This window comes from Streptomyces sp. NPDC017202, assembly GCF_044331705.1.
In the GTDB taxonomy this organism is placed as follows: domain Bacteria; phylum Actinomycetota; class Actinomycetes; order Streptomycetales; family Streptomycetaceae; genus Streptomyces.
The window spans coordinates 103,511-120,680 of the sequence record NZ_JBIRNP010000023.1 but is presented as its reverse complement, the minus strand read 5'-3'; the positions used below and the strand labels follow the sequence as shown (position 1 = coordinate 120,680).

General features: G+C 73.6%; 15 protein-coding genes. 11 read left to right on the top strand and 4 right to left on the bottom strand.

The genetic code is table 11. The annotated features are described in order from the left end of the window. The first annotated feature begins 272 nt into the window (after nt 1–272). The 3 genes from ACH4N1_RS30505 (at nt 273) to sucD (ending at nt 3,200) form a co-directional block, all read left to right on the top strand. Nucleotides 273–572 (top strand): hypothetical protein, encoded by a 300-nt coding sequence (locus ACH4N1_RS30505; protein WP_398102459.1) that lies wholly within the window; start codon nt 273–275, stop codon nt 570–572. Nucleotides 573–1,115: 543 nt separating this feature from the next. After that, complete coding sequence (gene sucC, locus ACH4N1_RS30500; protein ID WP_392240530.1) at nt 1,116–2,294, top strand: ADP-forming succinate--CoA ligase subunit beta; 1,179 nt, start codon at nt 1,116–1,118, stop codon at nt 2,292–2,294. A 21-nt stretch (nt 2,295–2,315) separates the two neighbouring features. Continuing rightward, the gene (gene sucD / locus ACH4N1_RS30495) at nt 2,316–3,200 is read left to right on the top strand and encodes a succinate--CoA ligase subunit alpha (RefSeq protein WP_363091233.1); all 885 of its coding nucleotides are present in this window, start codon (nt 2,316–2,318) and stop codon (nt 3,198–3,200) included. Between the two features lie 105 nt (nt 3,201–3,305). Here the strand turns inward: sucD and ACH4N1_RS30490 are convergent, their stop codons facing one another. Next, nucleotides 3,306–4,487 carry a helix-turn-helix domain-containing protein gene (locus tag ACH4N1_RS30490; RefSeq protein ID WP_398102455.1) on the bottom strand — a complete coding sequence of 394 codons (1,182 nt, stop codon included), beginning with the start codon at nt 4,485–4,487 and terminating at the stop codon, nt 3,306–3,308. Between the two features lie 96 nt (nt 4,488–4,583). Here ACH4N1_RS30490 and ACH4N1_RS30485 point away from each other — a divergent pair, with 96 nt between their 5' ends. Further along, nucleotides 4,584–6,041: a DUF6350 family protein gene (locus tag ACH4N1_RS30485; protein WP_398102453.1), complete on the top strand. Its 1,458-nt coding sequence runs from the start codon at nt 4,584–4,586 to the stop codon at nt 6,039–6,041. 406 nt (nt 6,042–6,447) lie between these two features. On the opposite strand, the gene ACH4N1_RS30480 is transcribed toward ACH4N1_RS30485, so the two are convergent. Then, nucleotides 6,448–7,287 (bottom strand): hypothetical protein, encoded by an 840-nt coding sequence (locus ACH4N1_RS30480; protein ID WP_398102450.1) that lies wholly within the window; start codon nt 7,285–7,287, stop codon nt 6,448–6,450. 324 nt (nt 7,288–7,611) lie between these two features. Between ACH4N1_RS30480 and purN the strand changes: the two genes are divergently transcribed. Together purN and purH are read left to right on the top strand one after the other, a co-directional pair. Then, complete coding sequence (gene purN / locus ACH4N1_RS30475; RefSeq protein WP_398102447.1) at nt 7,612–8,241, top strand: phosphoribosylglycinamide formyltransferase; 630 nt, start codon at nt 7,612–7,614, stop codon at nt 8,239–8,241. Next, on the top strand, nt 8,238–9,809 hold the full coding sequence (purH, locus tag ACH4N1_RS30470; RefSeq protein ID WP_398102444.1) for a bifunctional phosphoribosylaminoimidazolecarboxamide formyltransferase/IMP cyclohydrolase: 1,572 nt from the start codon (nt 8,238–8,240) through the stop codon (nt 9,807–9,809). The genes purN and purH overlap by 4 nt, the downstream gene beginning before the upstream one ends. A gap of 82 nt (nt 9,810–9,891) precedes the next feature. Here the strand turns inward: purH and ACH4N1_RS30465 are convergent, their stop codons facing one another. Together ACH4N1_RS30465 and ACH4N1_RS30460 are read right to left on the bottom strand one after the other, a co-directional pair. Then, a complete protein-coding gene (locus tag ACH4N1_RS30465; protein WP_398102441.1) occupies nt 9,892–10,101 on the bottom strand; it encodes a hypothetical protein in 210 nt (69 codons plus the stop codon). 144 nt (nt 10,102–10,245) lie between these two features. After that, nucleotides 10,246–10,887, bottom strand: coding sequence for a hypothetical protein (locus ACH4N1_RS30460; protein WP_398102438.1), 642 nt, complete (start codon nt 10,885–10,887; stop codon nt 10,246–10,248). A gap of 281 nt (nt 10,888–11,168) precedes the next feature. On the opposite strand from ACH4N1_RS30460, the gene ACH4N1_RS30455 reads away from it, so the two are divergent. From ACH4N1_RS30455 to ACH4N1_RS30435, 5 genes are all read left to right on the top strand, one after another. After that, nucleotides 11,169–12,023: a bifunctional methylenetetrahydrofolate dehydrogenase/methenyltetrahydrofolate cyclohydrolase gene (locus tag ACH4N1_RS30455; RefSeq protein WP_398102435.1), complete on the top strand. Its 855-nt coding sequence runs from the start codon at nt 11,169–11,171 to the stop codon at nt 12,021–12,023. 265 nt (nt 12,024–12,288) lie between these two features. Next, a complete protein-coding gene (locus ACH4N1_RS30450) occupies nt 12,289–12,735 on the top strand; it encodes a DUF3017 domain-containing protein (RefSeq protein WP_398102484.1) in 447 nt (148 codons plus the stop codon). Nucleotides 12,736–12,996: 261 nt separating this feature from the next. Beyond that, complete coding sequence (locus ACH4N1_RS30445) at nt 12,997–13,839, top strand: DUF2690 domain-containing protein (RefSeq protein ID WP_398102432.1); 843 nt, start codon at nt 12,997–12,999, stop codon at nt 13,837–13,839. Between the two features lie 441 nt (nt 13,840–14,280). Next, a complete protein-coding gene (locus ACH4N1_RS30440; RefSeq protein WP_398102429.1) occupies nt 14,281–15,270 on the top strand; it encodes a malate dehydrogenase in 990 nt (329 codons plus the stop codon). A gap of 275 nt (nt 15,271–15,545) precedes the next feature. Then, complete coding sequence (locus ACH4N1_RS30435) at nt 15,546–17,093, top strand: aldehyde dehydrogenase family protein (RefSeq protein ID WP_398102426.1); 1,548 nt, start codon at nt 15,546–15,548, stop codon at nt 17,091–17,093. Nucleotides 17,094–17,170: the final 77 nt, after the last annotated feature.

Below are 17,170 nucleotides of genomic sequence, written 5' to 3'. Positions count from 1 at the left end.
ACCCGCTACGACAAGACCGCCGAGTCCTACCAAGCAGCCGTCACCCTCGCATCGCTCCTGATGTGGGCGTGACATTTGAAGACACCGCCTAGGGCAGCCCGCCCTCCCCCTCGCCGCGCGACTGCCGCGCGGGGTGGAGACACGTTGCCCGCCGGCCCGGAGCCCGTCTTCCCGCTCCGGCGTCCGGATGCCTTCCAGCTTCGAGGATCCGACGTGCGCAGGAACGAGAACACCCGCCGTTCCCCCGGCACGGCCGCCGGTGGCGCGGGCGCGTGGGCGCTCGGCGCCACCGCTGCGAGCGCGGACGGGACGCCGACCCCCGCCCCGCCGCTCCCTTCGCGCGGGCCGTCACCCGTACGGCTGACCGGCTCGCCGGGGATCCGACGGCTTCCGTCACCCCCTTCGGGTACGAGATGACCGGTGGCGTCGGTTCGACGGCGTACGGCGTGGCCGGTACGGCCGGTTCCGCCGTCCGGGCGGCCGCCGGGCACGCCCGCACCGGTGCCACGGCGGCTGCGGACACGGTCGCCCCCGCGCGGGGGCCGGCCGCCACCGAGGCCCGGCGCGGCTGACCAACACGGCCCGCGCACGCGGCGAGCGCACCCGCGCCCACCGTGCCCCGCGGGCCCCGCACGCTCCCCGTCGGCCGCGCGCCGTCGGGGCATCCGCTCCGCGGGAGGCAGGACCCGGACGGCCGAAGCCGTCGGCCGTCCCGGCCGTACCCCCGCGGGACGGGGCCGGGTCGTCCCCATTGGGGTGGGGACGACCCGCCCTGGCCCCTCCGGGGCTGTTCCACGGGTCTCACCGGGCCAACCCCAGCCCGGTGAGACCCCTCCCGGGCTCCGCCCCGGTCGCGTGCCGCCGCCGCCCCGCCTCCTCACAGGCGGCACGGCGTGCCAGTGATGTCGGCATCATGTGACAGGTATCACCGCTCAGGTGTGACCCTCGATTTAGGGGCCCCCCGCAAGCAGCGATAACCTGCGAGACGGACATGCCGCGCGCTCGGACACCGTGTGCGCCTCCCTTGTGACTGACAGACGGCGGACGTCACGTTGCCCTCGCGGCACGCCCACGCAGACAACGAACCGCGAGATCACTGATAGGGACGGAAGCGCGTGGACCTGTTCGAGTACCAGGCGAGGGACCTCTTCGCCAAGCACGATGTACCGGTGCTGGCCGGTGAAGTCATCGACACGCCTGAGGCGGCCCGCGCAGCCACTGAGCGTCTCGGTGGCAAGTCCGTAGTCAAGGCCCAGGTGAAGGTCGGCGGCCGTGGCAAGGCCGGTGGCGTGAAGCTCGCCGCCACCCCGGACGAGGCCGTCGCCCGTGCGACGGACATCCTCGGCATGGACATCAAGGGCCACACGGTCCACAAGGTGATGATCGCCGAGACGGCCCCGGAGATCCTGGAGGAGTACTACGTCTCCTTCCTCCTGGACCGCACCAACCGCACCTTCCTCTCCATCGCGTCCGTCGAGGGCGGCATGGAGATCGAGGAGGTGGCGGCCACCCGCCCCGAGGCCGTCGCGAAGACCCCGATCGACGCCAACGAGGGTGTGACCCCCGAGAAGGCCCGCGAGATCGTCGAGGCCGCGAAGTTCCCGGCCGAGGTCGCGGACAAGGTCGCCGACGTCCTCGTGACGCTGTGGAAGACCTTCATCGAGGAGGACGCCCTCCTCGTCGAGGTCAACCCGCTGGCGAAGGTCGCCTCCGGCGACGTCATCGCCCTCGACGGCAAGGTCTCCCTGGACGAGAACGCGGACTTCCGCCACCCCGACCACGAGGCGCTCGTCGACCACGCGGCGGCCAACCCCCTCGAGGCCGCGGCCAAGGAGAAGAACCTCAACTACGTCAAGCTCGACGGCGAGGTCGGCATCATCGGCAACGGCGCGGGTCTCGTCATGAGCACCCTCGACGTCGTCGCGTACGCCGGTGAGGCCCACGGCGGCGTCAAGCCCGCCAACTTCCTCGACATCGGCGGTGGCGCCTCCGCCGCCGTCATGGCGAACGGCCTGGAGATCATCCTCGGCGACCCGGACGTCAAGTCCGTCTTCGTCAACGTCTTCGGCGGCATCACCGCCTGCGACGAGGTCGCCAACGGCATCGTGCAGGCGCTGCAGCTGCTCAAGGACAAGGGCGAGGAAGTCACCAAGCCCCTCGTCGTCCGCCTGGACGGCAACAACGCCGAGCTGGGTCGCAAGATCCTCTCCGACGCCAACCACCCGCTGGTCCAGCGCGTGGACACCATGGACGGCGCGGCCGACAAGGCCGCCGAGCTCGCGGCTGCGAAGTAAGGAAGAGGGACAGACACAGCCATGGCTATCTTCCTCGACAAGGACAGCAAGGTCATCGTCCAGGGCATGACCGGTGCCACGGGCATGAAGCACACCAAGCTCATGCTGGCGGACGGCACCAACATCGTCGGTGGCGTGAACCCCCGCAAGGCGGGTCAGTCGGTCGACATCGACGGCACCGAGATCCCGGTCTTCGGCACGGTCGCCGAGGCGATGGAGAAGACGGGCGCCAACGTCTCCGTCCTCTTCGTGCCGCCGGCCTTCTCCAAGGCCGCCGTCATCGAGGCGATCGACGCCGAGATCCCCCTCGCGGTCGTCATCACCGAGGGCATCGCGGTCCACGACACCGCCGCGTTCTACGCGTACGCGGGCTCGAAGGGCAACAAGACCCGGATCATCGGCCCGAACTGCCCCGGTCTGATCACGCCGGGCCAGTCGAACGCCGGCATCATCCCGGGCGACATCACGAAGCCGGGCCGTATCGGCCTGGTCTCGAAGTCCGGCACGCTGACGTACCAGATGATGTACGAGCTGCGCGACATCGGCTTCTCGTCCGCCGTCGGCATCGGTGGCGACCCGATCATCGGCACCACGCACATCGACGCGCTCGCCGCGTTCGAGGCCGACCCCGACACCGACCTGATCGTCATGATCGGTGAGATCGGCGGCGACGCGGAGGAGCGGGCCGCGGCCTTCATCAAGGAGAACGTGACCAAGCCGGTCGTCGGCTACGTCGCGGGCTTCACCGCGCCCGAGGGCAAGACCATGGGCCACGCCGGCGCCATCGTCTCCGGCTCCTCCGGCACGGCCGCCGCCAAGAAGGAGGCCCTCGAGGCCGCCGGCGTCAAGGTCGGCAAGACGCCGACCGAGACGGCGAAGCTGGCCCGGGAGATCCTGGCCGGCTGAGCGGCTTCCGCCGGCTGAACGCCGGTCCGAACGTCAGTGGGCCCGTCCCCTCGGGGGGCGGGCCCACTGACGTGTCCGCGGGGCGCGCAGGGCGGGGCCGTCGCGTCAGTGGGGCTCCGGCCGGAGTCTCTCCGGGCCGTTCGCCGCTTCCGCCCGGAGTTTGGCCCGCAGCGCCAGTTCCGCGGCCGAGAGGGGGCCCGGGGCCGTCCTCGGGGGGACGCCGCGGACCGTCTCGCCGGGCGGGACCGGGGCCTCGTAGCGGGTGGGGGCGGTTCTCAGGGTGAGGGCCGTCGCGCCGATGATCGCCACCGTGATGGCGATCGCCGCCCTGGTCCAGAACCGGGCCCGGCGTTCGCTGCCGATCCGTACCGTCGGGGGTTTGGCGGCGCGCAGGCGTTCCGTCGACGCCGTCTCCGCCAGGCGGCGGTGCAGCTCGGACGGTTCCGCCAGCTCCGGCAGCCGGGCGGCGACCGCCGCGCGCGCGTGCAGCAGGCGGTTCGCCGCCGCCGGTGTGCTCGCCTCCGTCTCCGCCGCGGTCTCCGGCAGCCCCAGGCCGACCCCGTCGTACAGCAGGAGGGTGCGGCGGTAGGACGGCGGGAGCGTCAGGAGGACGTCGAGCAGGGCGCGGTCACAGGCGTCGGCCGGCGGTGGCTCGGGGTGGCGGTAGCGGGGGCGGAACCGGTGCCAGGGGGACAGCGCGTACTCGTACGCCGCCGCGCGGACCCAGCTCGGCGGGTCGGGGTCGACGGCCACCTCCGGCCAGCGCTGCCAGGCGATCTGGAAGGCCTGCTCGACCGACTCGCGGGCCAGTTCGCGGCGGCCGGTGAGGAGGTAGGCCTGGCGGACGAGGGCCGGGGCGCAGAACGCGTACAGGGCGTCGAAGGCCTGAGCGGGAGTCAGGGGAGGGGAGAGGGAGGACGGTGGGGCGAGTACGGCTGTGAGGGTGGGGGCGGGGGCGGAGACGGCCGTGGGGGCGGAGGTCTTCCCGGCTGCGTCCGGACCGGCCGTCAGCCGGGGTGCGGGCTCGGACTTCTGGGAGCCCGTCACCTCGGCCGTCTTCTCGGCCGTCGTCCCGGCCGGCGGTTCGTCCGCCAGCTCGGCCAGCAGTTTCGCGTACGACTCCCTCTTCAGGCCGCTCGGAGTGGAGCGGCCGGTCTCCCACGCGCGCACCGTCTCCCTGCTGACACCCAGTCGCGCCGCCAGCTGAGCCTGCGTCAGTGAGCTCCTCTCGCGCAGGCGTCGGCGTTCCCTGGGCGGGGGGAGCGGGGTGTCGAAGCACTGTGTCACAGGGCACCCCTTCGTACGAAAAAGTACATAAACGTATATTGGGCGACACAACGGTGGTTCGCTCGTTACGACGGGAAGACGCGTGTCGTTGGGAGCATGGCGGGCGTGATCCAGATGACCGCTCGTCGTTCGTCGTTGTCGCTCCTCCTCGTCCGGCTCGTCCGGCTCGTCAGGTCCCGCCGCCGTTCCCCCGGACTGGCCGCCGGACTGCTCGGCGGTGCGCTGGCCGCGGGGCTCGGGCTCGGTTCGTTCGCCGTGCTGGTGACGGTGCTGTGGATCAGCTCGCCCTATCCGGACAGCGGGGCCGGTGGCGCGCTGCATGCCGCCGCCGCGCTGTGGCTGCTGGCGCACGGGGTGGAACTGGTCCGCGCCGACACCCTGTCCGGGGTCCCCGCGCCGGTCGGCGTCACCCCCCTGCTGCTGCTCGTCCTGCCGGTGTGGCTGCTGCACCGGGCCGCGCGGGACGCCGTGGACGGGACCGGGGAGGAGGGCGCTCCCCTGGTGAGCGCCCGGACCGCGTGGGCGGGGGTGGTCCTCGGGTACCTCGCCGTCGCCGCGGCGGCCGCGGGCTACGCGGCCGGCGGCGCCCTGCGGCCCTCCTGGTTCGGGGCCGTGGTGTCGCTGCCGGTGCTCGTGGCCGTCGCGGCGGGGGTCGGGGTGTGGGTGGCGTACGGGTGTCCCCGCGGGCCGGTGGAGCGCGTACTGGCGCTGTTGCCGCGCGGGGCGCGGCGGCTGGTGCTGGGGGCGGAGGGGCGGGAGCGGGTGGCGGTGGCCGTGCGGGCGGCGGGAGCGGGGGCCGCGGTGCTGGTGGGAGGCGGTGCCCTGCTGGTGGCGGTCTCGTCGGTGTGGCATCTCGGGGCGGCGCGGGGGGCGTTCCTGGAGCTGACGGGGGGATGGTCGGGGCGGTTCGCGGTGCTGCTGCTGTGCGTGGTGCTGGTGCCGAACGCGGCGGTGTGGGGGGCGGCGTACGCGCTGGGCCCCGGGTTCGTGCTGGGGACCGGGCACGTGGTGGCGCCGTCGGCCTCCGACCCGGCTCCGCTGCTGCCGCCGTTCCCGTTGCTCGCGGCGGTGCCGGAGGCGGGGGCGGGCGGGGTGCTGAACTGGGGTGCGGCAGTGGTGGCGCTGCTGGGCGGGGGCGCGGTGGGGATGTTCGTGGGGCGGGGTGCCGTGCGGCCCGGCGGACGGGTCTGGTCCTGGAAGCGGACGGTGGGAGTGGTGGGGCTGGCGGGGGTGCTGTGCGCGGTGGGGTCCGGCGTGCTGGCGGGGATGGCCGGGGGGCCGTTGGGAGTGGGGAGCCTGGCCCGGTTCGGGCCGGTGGGATGGCAGGTGGGCGCGGCGGCGTGGGTGTGGGTGGTGGGGGTGGGGGTGCCGGTGGGGCTCGGCCTGCGGTGGTGGTGGGGGCGGGGTGGGACGACGGGCGCGGCCACGTCGGTGCGGACGGCAGCGCCGGTGCCGCCGCCGGTGCCGACGCCGGTGGTGGTGCCCGCTCCGGCATCCGGCGCGGATGCCGAGCCGTACGACTTCGAGCGCGAGGAGGGCACCGGGACGCCGTGAACGGCGGGGGGTGTTCGCGCCCCGCCGCCCCTTCCCGACCCGACCCGGGGGCCGCCGCCCCCGGACCCCGGCTGCCGGCCCTGCACGGACCTCGTCCTCGAAATCCCCCGGAGGAGCGGCCCCCGGCCGGGACGAGACGCCCGGCCGGAGCGTTTTCGGCCCGCCGGGCCGGGTGATGGGTGGGCGTGGGTCCTGTGAGGTGGAGCCCCAGGGCCGCGGTGGTGCGGCCCTCGGTGCGTGCCGCCTGGGGTCTTTCGTTTGGATCAGGCCGGATCAGGGAGCGGGGTTTGGTGCCGTTCATCGCAAGGCGGAGGAGGGCGCCATGGCGGAGCCCTGGCAACCGACGACAACGCGGCGAGGGGCGGTGCCAGGCCCCGCGAGCCCGGCATGATCCAGACGAGAGGCCCTAGCCGTTGCCGCCCAGGACGTTCCTCAGCTGTTCCGGCAGGAGGTCGTTGCAGGCCTGCTTGGACTCGTTGGTCAGGGCGTCGTTCGTGCAGGTGTAGTAGTCGCTGTAGACCAGCTGGGCCGTGAAGGTGAGGGCCACCAGGGCCAGGGCCAGGGAGGCGGTGACGATGCCGCTGACGGCCGCCGTGGTCTGGGGGCGGGCGGGCGGCTGGGGGTTGTCCGGGTCGGGGGTGCGCGGCTTGGCGCGCAGTGCGCTGATGCCCCAGTTGAGGGCCAGCGCGCCGAGCAGGAGGGCCACGTAGGGCCAGCCGAAGAGGGCGAAGAAGAAGGCCCACATGCCGCACAGGAGGGCGTAGCGGGCGCGGCGCTGGGACGGGTCGGTGGGGTCCCAGCGCGGGCCGGGAGTGGAGCCGGAGCCGGGGCCGCCCTCGGGAGGGCCGCCGGGGCGCTCGCCGAAGCCGCCGCCGGAACGGCCGGGCTGGCGGTCGCTCCACTGGCTGCCCCAGGGGGAGTTCCCGGACGGCGGCTCGCCCCCGCCCCGGGGCGGCCGGCGGGGCTGCCACGGGCGGTCGGGAGTGCCTTCCGGGGGCGGGGCGAAGGGGTTGTCGTCGTTCGGAGAGTTCGGTGAGTCCGGTGAGGAGCCGCTCGGTGAGGAGGCGTCCGGCGAGGAGCCGCTCGGCGGGGAATCCTTCGACGAGGAGCCCTCGCCGCCGCTCGCCCGGCCCGTGGACGCGTCGGGCGGGGTGGCTGGGCGCTCCCGCAGCAGCACGGCGCCGCGCTCCCCTCCCTGCGGTGACTGCGGGGGGAGCGTGAGGAGTCGCAGACTGCGGTCCGGCATCAAGAGAGCGTCTTCCCCTAAGTGATCACGACGGTGGTCACGGCTTGCTGGCCGAGGCGACCGCACACGGCTGTCGGATGTGAGCGGTCACAGGGGAAACGCTCCGCACGACGACCGCGTTCCCGAGCCCGCTCGCCCCAGACGCTACCTTCCGGCCACGCCCCCGTCCCGCGGGGGCCGTCCGGTGTGCCGGTATCGTTGCTGGCGGTCGGCCGCTTCGTAGACTTCCCCGTATCCCGGGGCGCGAAGCATTCGTACGAATGCACAAGCGTGGCGTCGTGAGTCGGCCGACGGACAGACGCTCCCCCGAGAAAGGGCCCCATCGTGGCCGCCAAGCCCGAGGCCAAGCGCCTCGTCGTGCTGGTCTCCGGTTCCGGTACGAATCTTCAGGCGCTGCTCGACGAGATCGCCGCGACCGGTGTCGAGGCGTACGGCGCCGAGATCGTGGCCGTCGGCGCCGACCGGGAGGGCATCGAGGGGCTCGCGCGGGCCGAGCGGGCCGGGATCCCCACCTTCGTGCGGAAGGTCAAGGACTACGGAACCCGCGAGGCCTGGGACGCCGCCCTCGCGGAGGCCGTCGCCGCCCACGAGCCCGACCTCGTCGTGTCCGCCGGGTTCATGAAGATCGTCGGCAAGGAGTTCCTGGCGCGGTTCGGTGGGCGGTTCGTCAACACCCACCCCGCCCTGCTCCCCAGTTTCCCGGGTGCCCACGGGGTGCGGGACGCGCTCGCGTACGGCGCCCGGGTGACCGGCTGCACCGTCCACTTCGTCGACGACGGCGTCGACACCGGCCCGATCATCGCGCAGGGCGTGGTGGAGGTCCGGGACGAGGACGACGAGAGCGCGCTGCACGAGCGCATCAAGGAAGTCGAGCGAAGGCTGCTCGTCGAGGTCGTGGGGCGCCTCGCCCGCAACGGCTATCGCATCGAGGGACGAAAGGTAGTTATCCAGTGACCGCCGAGAGCAACGAGAGCACCCAGCGGCCGATCCGTCGCGCGCTCGTCAGCGTCTACGACAAGACCGGCCTCGAAGAGCTGGCCCGCGGGCTGCACGAGGCCGGTGTCACCCTCGTCTCCACCGGGTCCACCGCCTCCCGCATCGCCGCCGCCGGCGTCCCCGTCACCAAGGTCGAGGAGCTGACCGGCTTCCCCGAGTGCCTGGACGGCCGCGTCAAGACCCTGCACCCGCGCGTGCACGCCGGCATCCTCGCCGACCTGCGGCTGGAGGACCACCGGCGGCAGCTCACCGAGCTGGGCGTCGAGCCCTTCGACCTCGTCGTCGTGAACCTCTACCCGTTCCGCGAGACGGTCGCCTCCGGTGCCTCGCCCGACGAGTGCGTCGAGCAGATCGACATCGGCGGGCCGTCCATGGTGCGCGCCGCCGCCAAGAACCACCCGTCGGTCGCCGTGGTCACCAGCCCCGAGCGCTACGGCGACGTCCTCGCCGCCGTCCGGGGCGGCGGCTTCGACCTCGCCACCCGCAAGCGGCTGGCCGCCGAGGCCTTCCAGCACACGGCCGCCTACGACGTCGCCGTCGCCTCCTGGTTCGCCGACGACTACGCGGCCGTCGACGACAGCGGCTTCCCCGACTTCCTGGGCCACACCTACGCGCGCAAGAACACCCTGCGGTACGGCGAGAACCCGCACCAGGGCGCGGCGCTCTACGTCGACGGCACCGGCGGTCTCGCCGAGGCGGAGCAGCTCCACGGCAAGGAGATGTCGTACAACAACTACACGGACACGGACGCCGCCCGCCGTGCCGCGTACGACCACGACGAGCCCTGCGTCGCGATCATCAAGCACGCCAACCCCTGCGGCATCGCGATCGGCGCGGACGTCGCCGAGGCGCACCGCAAGGCGCACGCGTGCGACCCGCTGTCGGCGTTCGGCGGCGTCATCGCGGTCAACCGCCCGGTCTCCAGGGAGATGGCGGAGCAGGTCGCCGAGATCTTCACCGAGGTCATCGTCGCGCCCGGCTACGAGGAGGGGGCCCTGGAGGCCCTCGCCAAGAAGAAGAACATCCGGGTGCTCAAGGCCGAGGGCGCCCCGGCCGCCCCGGTCGAGGTCAAGCCCGTCGACGGCGGCGCCCTCCTCCAGGTCACCGACCGCCTCCAGGCCGACGGCGACGACCCGGCCCACTGGACACTGGCGACCGGCGAGGCCCTGAGCGAGACCGAGCTGGCCGAGCTGTCCTTCGCGTGGAAGGCCTGCCGGGCCGTGAAGTCCAACGCGATCCTGCTCGCCAAGGACGGCGCCTCGGTCGGCGTCGGCATGGGCCAGGTCAACCGGGTGGACTCCGCGAAGCTCGCCGTCGAGCGGGCCGGCGCGGAGCGCGCGCAGGGGTCGTACGCCGCCTCCGACGCGTTCTTCCCCTTCCCCGACGGGCTGGAGATCCTCGTTGAGGCCGGGGTGAAGGCCGTCGTGCAGCCGGGCGGTTCGGTCCGTGACGAGCTGGTCGTCGAGGCCGCGAAGAAGGCGGGCGTCACCATGTACTTCACGGGGACGCGCCACTTCTTCCACTGACGCCGACGGTCCGCCGCTGACGCGGGGCGGGCGGCTCGGCACCTGCCGGACCGCCCGCCTTCCGCCGTCGACGCCCGGTGGCTCACGTCAGCCGCCGCGCGCAGGAGCCGGAGGTCACCCACTTGTGGGAGCGGATGTCGTTGTTCACGACGGACCCGTCGGTGAAGGTGTGGTCCGTCAGGTTGTCCGCGAAGTACTCGTCGGGCGACAGGCAGGTGCAGCCCCCGCCGTAGTTCTCCGGGTACCGGAACCGGACGACGTCGTTGCCGCCCGTGCGACCCGCGTTCCTCACGGACGACGCGCGGTCCCGGGCGTCGACGAAGCCGCCGCCGGCCGCGCCCCGGTCGGCGGCGTTGCCCGCGTGACCCTAGCCCTCGCAGTCCAGGGTGTCCCGGGCGTGGACGTTGCCGTTGCGGCCCGGCCACTTGTTGTTGCGTCAGTGGCGCGGCCGGCGGAACCAGCCCGCGCTCTCGCGCTTCGCGCAGAAGACGATCACCAGGATGCTGACGGCGATGAGGACGAGGCCGAGGCCCCAGGCCGACAGCATGAAGATGCCGGTGACGATGGCGAACGAGCCGTACACGATGGAGCACACGCGCACGGCGTTGCCGCCCTTGGCGTACTGCAGGAGCAGCACGACGCCGAGGATCGCGAACACGGTGGCCAGGCCCGCCATGAACACCACGATGCCCTTGCCCAGGTCGGCGTAGCGCTCCACGTCCGGGTCGTCGGTCACCCCGGCCTTCAGCATCTCCTCGTCCCACCGGGACAGCACCCACACGTACGAGCCCGCGACGATCAGGTGGGCCAGGGCGATCACGCCCACCAGGACCTGCGCGACGCGCGTCGGCCGCGGCATCTGCGCCGGGCCGCCGGGGTGGTGGCCGCCCTGGAAGTACGGGTCCCCGCCCGGGTGCTGCGGGTACGCCTGCTGCGGATACGGCTGCTGCTGGTACGGCGGGGCCTGCGGGACGCCGTACCCGGGGGCGGGCGGCTGCTGCGGGTGGCCGTAGCCGGGCGCGGCCGGGGGCTGCTGGGGCGGCGGCCCGTAGGGGTTGTTCGGCTCGCCGAAGCTCATGGCGGTCCTTCCTCCGTGTGCACTCGGGTGCGGGGACGACGCGTGGCACGTGCGGAGGAAGTTCTCACGGTGCGGTGCGTCCCCCCGGTACTGCCCGCGGCACTGGACGTCAATCGTTCGTCAGCGACCGGTTCGTTGTCCAGCCGGTGACCCGGGACGTTGTGCAAGTGCAACTCGGTGGATCACCGCCGGAGCGGTCGCCGCACCGGCCCGGCGGGCATGTCCGGCGGCGGGGTCACCCGGATTGGAACCGGGAGGGCGTCATCCGGGAAGATGGGCCCATGACCGCCCAGATTCTCGATGGCAAGGCCACCGCAGCCGAGATCAAGTCGGACCTGACCGCCCGAGTGGCGGCGCTGAGGGAGAAGGGCGTCACGCCCGGCCTCGGCACGATCCTCGTCGGGGACGATCCCGGCAGCCAGAAGTACGTCGCCGGCAAGCACCGTGACTGCGCCGAGGTGGGCATCGCCTCCATCCAGCGCGAACTGCCCGGCACGGCCACGCAGGAGGAGATCGAGGCGGTCGTCCGCGAGCTGAACGAGGACCCGGCCTGCACCGGTTACATCGTGCAGCTCCCGCTGCCCAGGGGCATCGACGAGAACCGCGTCCTCGAACTGATGGACCCCGCCAAGGACGCCGACGGCCTGCACCCGATGAACCTCGGCCGCCTCGTCCTCAACGAACCCGCCCCGCTGCCCTGCACCCCCAACGGCGTGCTGACCCTGCTGCGCCGCCACGGCGTCGAGATCAAGGGCGCCGAGGTCGTGGTCGTCGGCCGCGGCGTCACCATCGGCCGCTCGATGCCGCTGCTGCTGACCCGGCGCAGCGAGAACGCCACGGTCACCCAGTGCCACACCGGTACCCGCGACCTCTCGGCGCACCTGAGGCGGGCGGACGTCATCGTCGCCGCCGCGGGCTCGGCCCACCTGATCCGCGCCGAGGACGTCAAGCCGGGCGCGGCCGTCCTCGACGTGGGCGTCTCCCGCAACGCGGAGGGCCGGATCGTGGGCGACGTCCACCCGGACGTCCGCGAGGTGGCCGGCTGGATCTCCCCGAACCCGGGCGGCGTCGGCCCGATGACCCGTGCCCAGCTGCTCGTCAACGTGGTCGAGGCGGCGGAGCGCAGTGTCGGCTGACCGCGGGAACCACCCCGACCGCACCCACGCCGACGACCGCACCGAAGCGGGCGACCGCACCGAATCGGGCGACCGCACCGAATCGGGCGACCCGGCCGACGCCACGGAGCGGACCGATGCCGCGGACCGGACCGATGCCGCGGACCGGACCGATGCCACGGAGCGCGCCGATGCCGCGGACCGGGCCGACGGCGTGGAGCACCCCGGCGCCGCGGACCGCGCCGACGGCGGTGAGCCGGCCCCGTCCGCCGAGGAGCGTGCGTTCGTGGAGCCCGTCGTCCGCGACCCGGTCAGCGCACCCGACGCCGACGGCGTCCCGCGCCGCACCACCCGCCGCTTCCCCCTGTTCACGCGGGACACCGCCCGTCCCGAGGGCGGCGGCCGGGCCGCACCCCAGGACGCGCCCGCGCCCGCCCGGCAGTGGCCGATCCTGGCCGTCCTCGGCCTGGTCGCCCTCGGCCTGCTGGTGACCGCCTTCGACCAGTTCCGTGTCGGCACGATCCTGATCGGCGCCGCCCTGCTCGGCGGCGCCGCCCTGCGCTGGTTCCTGCCCGGCGTCGGCATGCTCGCCGTCCGCTCCCGGTTCACCGACATCGCGACGTACGGCGTGCTGGGGGCGGCGATCGTCCTGCTGGCGCTGATGGCCCAGCCCGGCCCGTGGCTGCAGATCCCCTTCCTGAAGGACACCCTGCACTTCACGGTCGACGGCTGACGGCCCCGCCCCGGCGCGCGTACGGCGGCCCGTCCTCTCCCCCGAGAAGGACGGGCCGCCGTCGTGTCCCACGCTGCCGCACGGGGAGCGCGCCGTTCAACGCCCGGCCGCGCGCTGTGGCACAGCGGTGACCGTTCCGCCACCGTGTGCGCGCCCGGCCACAGTCACCCCCGGACCGGGAACCGGTCCCGCCGGGGGAGCCGCGGTGCCCGGCCGGGCGCTACCGTGGCCGCGGGGGACACGGCGGCGGAAGGGGGACCGATGCCTCGCTGGAATGATCTGCCGGACGCGCTGGATCCGCAGGTCCGGGAGTTCGTCACGCGGCTGCGCCGGATCGCGGACGACAGCGGTGCGGGCCCGGCCGCGCTCGCCGACGGCACCGGCTACGGCGAGGCATCCTGGGAGCGCTACCTCGACGGCCGGCTGCTCGCCCCCAAGGGCGCGGTCGTCGCCCTGGCCGAGGTCACCGGCACCGACCCGGTCCCGCTGATCACCCTGTGGGAACTGGCCGAGCGGGCCTGGAGCCGCTCCGCGCTGCGCCACGGCGACGCCACCGAGGCCGTCCTGCTGTCCCGTGCCCGCACGGTGACGACCCCGGCGCCCGGCCCCGGCCGGCCCGCGCGGCGCCCGGCGGTGTTCCTGGCCGGCGCGCTCGGCGCGGTGACCGTCACCGTGGGCGCCTTCCTCCTGACCGACGGCGGACCCCCCGACAGCGGCCGGACCGCCGCCCGGACCCCCGCCCCCTCCGCAGCCTCCACCCCCGGCCTGCCGCCGGGCGTGCTGTGCGCCGGCCCCGGTTGCACGGGCAAGGACCCGGAGAAGATGGGGTGCACGGGCGAGCACGTCACCACGGCACGGAGCGTCACCGTCGGCGCGGCCCTGCTGGAGGTCCGCTACAGCGACACCTGCGGCGCCGCCTGGGGGCGCCTCACCGGGGCGGTACCGGGCGACACCGTCCGGGTGACCGTGGGCGGGACGAGCGGGACCGGCGGCATCACCGGCGGCGGCGAGACGATCGCGTACACCCCGATGGCGGCCGTGAAGGAGCCGGGCGAGCTGCGCGCGTGCGCCGAACTGGCCTCGGGGCAGCGGGGCTGCACGTAGGGTCTTTCGTTCGGGTCAGGCCGGATCAGGGAGCGTGGGCCGGCCTGACCCGAACGAAAGACCCTGGCCGGGGACCGGTCCGGCCGCCGGAACCGGCCGGGGAAAGAAATCGGCGCGCGCAGGCATACCCCGCTCCGCCCCGGGCACGCGAACGGTAACCCCACGGGAGTCCGGCACGACCCGGCACCCCCACCGGCGGCCGCCCGGTTCCCCCCTCTCCCGGACCGGCGGCCGCCTTTCGCGCCCTCGGGCCGGGGAACGCACGACGTGGTGCGGCGACCGCGACCGGATGTCACTCTGTGGGACGGGCCACACAACCCCGGACGTACGGCATCCCGGATGCGCGGTAGCCTGACCGCTGGTCGATCTCTTGACGCCAAGAGATCGATCAAACGTCCGGGGCAGGGACGCCCCACCGCCAGCTGTCATACGGAGAACGCCATGACCCGCACTCCCGTGAACGTCACCGTCACCGGCGCGGCCGGCCAGATCGGTTACGCACTGCTCTTCCGCATCGCCTCCGGCCAGCTGCTCGGCGCGGACGTGCCGGTCAAGCTGCGCCTCCTGGAGATCACGCCCGCGCTGAAGGCCGCCGAGGGCACCGCCATGGAGCTGGACGACTGCGCGTTCCCGCTGCTCCAGGGCATCGACATCACCGACGACCCGAACGTCGCCTTCGACGGCACCAACGTCGCCCTCCTCGTCGGCGCCCGCCCCCGCACCAAGGGCATGGAGCGCGGTGACCTCCTGGAGGCCAACGGCGGCATCTTCAAGCCGCAGGGCAAGGCCATCAACGACCACGCCGCGGACGACATCAAGGTCCTCGTCGTCGGCAACCCGGCCAACACCAACGCGCTGATCGCCCAGGCCGCCGCCCCGGACGTACCGGCCGAGCGCTTCACCGCGATGACCCGCCTGGACCACAACCGCGCGCTGACCCAGCTCGCGAAGAAGACGGGCTCCACGGTCGCCGACATCAAGCGCCTGACCATCTGGGGCAACCACTCCGCCACGCAGTACCCGGACATCTTCCACGCCACGATCGCCGGCAAGAACGCCGCCGAGGTCGTCGACGACGAGAAGTGGCTGGCCGAGGACTTCATCCCGACCGTCGCCAAGCGCGGTGCGGCCATCATCGAGGCGCGTGGCGCGTCCTCCGCCGCCTCCGCCGCCAACGCGGCCATCGACCACGTGTACACCTGGGTCAACGGCACCGCCGAGGGCGACTGGGCCTCCATGGGCATCCCGTCCGACGGCTCCTACGGCGTCCCGGAGGGCCTCATCTCCTCCTTCCCGGTCACCACCAAGGACGGCAAGTACGAGATCGTCCAGGGCCTGGACGTCAACGAGTTCTCCCGCGCCCGCATCGACGCCTCCGTGCAGGAGCTGGCCGAGGAGCGCGAGGCGGTCCGCGCGCTCGGCCTCATCTGAGCCACGGCTCACCGCACCACCGCACCACCGCACTTCCCGATCCCCGGACGGCACCCGCCGCCCGGGGATCGGTGCGTCCGGGGCCCTGCCGGGCCCGCGCCGTCCGGGGTTCCACCCGTTTTCATCTGCTTCTGTCCGCATTTTCAGTGACGCCGCGCACTTTCGGCCATGGATTGCGCATGCGATCGGGGTCGAAGGGCATGCGCTCACGGTCCCGAGGGGTGACGCCGGCGTCACCGAGGGGAACGGAACCGGAACGGAAGGCGATCCCGATCATGACGGACACCGCGGACAGGACGGACAGGGCGGACGGTACGGAACTCCAGGCGCGCAGGACCGTCTGCGCGGGCGGCGAATGGCGCGCGGCCGTCTCCGGCGCCACGCGCGAGATCCTCGACCCCGCGGACGCCCTGCCGTTCGCCCTGGTCGCGGAGGGCGACGAGAAGGACACCGATCTCGCGGTGGCGGCGGCCCGGCAGGCCTTCGACCACGGTGACTGGCCGCGCACCCCCGCCGCCGAGCGCGCCGCGCTGCTGCGCCGCGTCGCCGACCTCCTCGTACGCGACCGCGAAGAACTCGGCCTGCTGGAGAGCCGGGACGCGGGCAAGACCGTCGAGGAGGGCCGCGTCGACATCGACTGTGTCGCCGACGCCTTCCGCTACTTCGCCGACCTCGTCGCCGCGGAAGCCCCCGGCCGGGTCGTCGACGCGGGCTCGCCCGACGTCCACAGCGTCGTCGTCCACGAACCGGTCGGCGTGTGCGCGCTGATCACCCCCTGGAACTACCCTCTCCTGCAGTCCAGTTGGAAGATCGCCCCGGCGCTCGCCGCCGGCAACACCTTCGTGGTCAAGCCCAGCGAGATCACCCCGCTGACGACGGTCGCGCTCATCGGCCTGCTCGCCGAGGCCGGGCTGCCCGCCGGCGTCGCCAACATCGTCACCGGTCCCGGTCACTCGGTCGGCGCCCGCCTCGCCGAGCACCCCGACGTCGACCTGGTCTCCTTCACCGGCGGCCTGGTCAGCGGCACCAAGGTCGCGCAGGCCGCCGCTCCCGGCGTCAAGAAGGTCGCCCTCGAACTCGGCGGCAAGAACCCCAACGTCGTCTTCGCCGACGCCTGCGCCACCGAGGAGGGCTTCGACACCGCCGTCGACCAGGCCCTCAACGCGGCCTTCATCCACAGCGGCCAGGTCTGCTCGGCGGGCTCCCGCCTCATCGTCGAGGAGTCCGTCCGCGACCGCTTCGTCACCGAACTCGCCCGCCGGGCCGGGCGGATCCGCCTCGGCCGCGGCACCGAGGACGGCGTCGAGTGCGGCCCCCTCGTCTCCGCGCAGCAGCGCGCGAAGGTCGAGGCGTACGTCGAGTCGGCGCTCGCCGAGGGCGCCGTACTGCGCTCCGGCGGCAAGCGCCCCGACCCCTGCCCGCAGCGGCCGCGGGACGGCTACTTCTACGAGCCGACCGTCCTCGACCACTGCCACCGCGAGATGCGTGTCGTCCGCGAAGAGGTCTTCGGCCCGGTCCTCACCGTCGAGACCTTCCGCACCGAGGACGAGGCGGTCGCCCTCGCCAACGACACCGAGTACGGCCTCGCGGGCGCCGTCTGGACCGCCGACGCGGGCCGTGCGCGCCGGGTCGCCGGCCGGCTCCGCCACGGCACCGTCTGGATCAACGACTTCCACCCCTACCTCCCGCAGGCGGAGTGGGGCGGCTTCGGCAGGAGCGGCGTCGGCCGCGAACTCGGCCCCGCCGGACTCGCCGAGTACCGCGAGACCAAGCACGTCTACCAGAACCTGGCGCCGAAGCCGGTCCGCTGGTTCGCGGGCTGACCCGCGGCCCCCGCACCCGGCCCACCCGCGGCCCGCACGTCCGGTCCACCCGCGGCCCGCACGTCCGGTCCACCCGC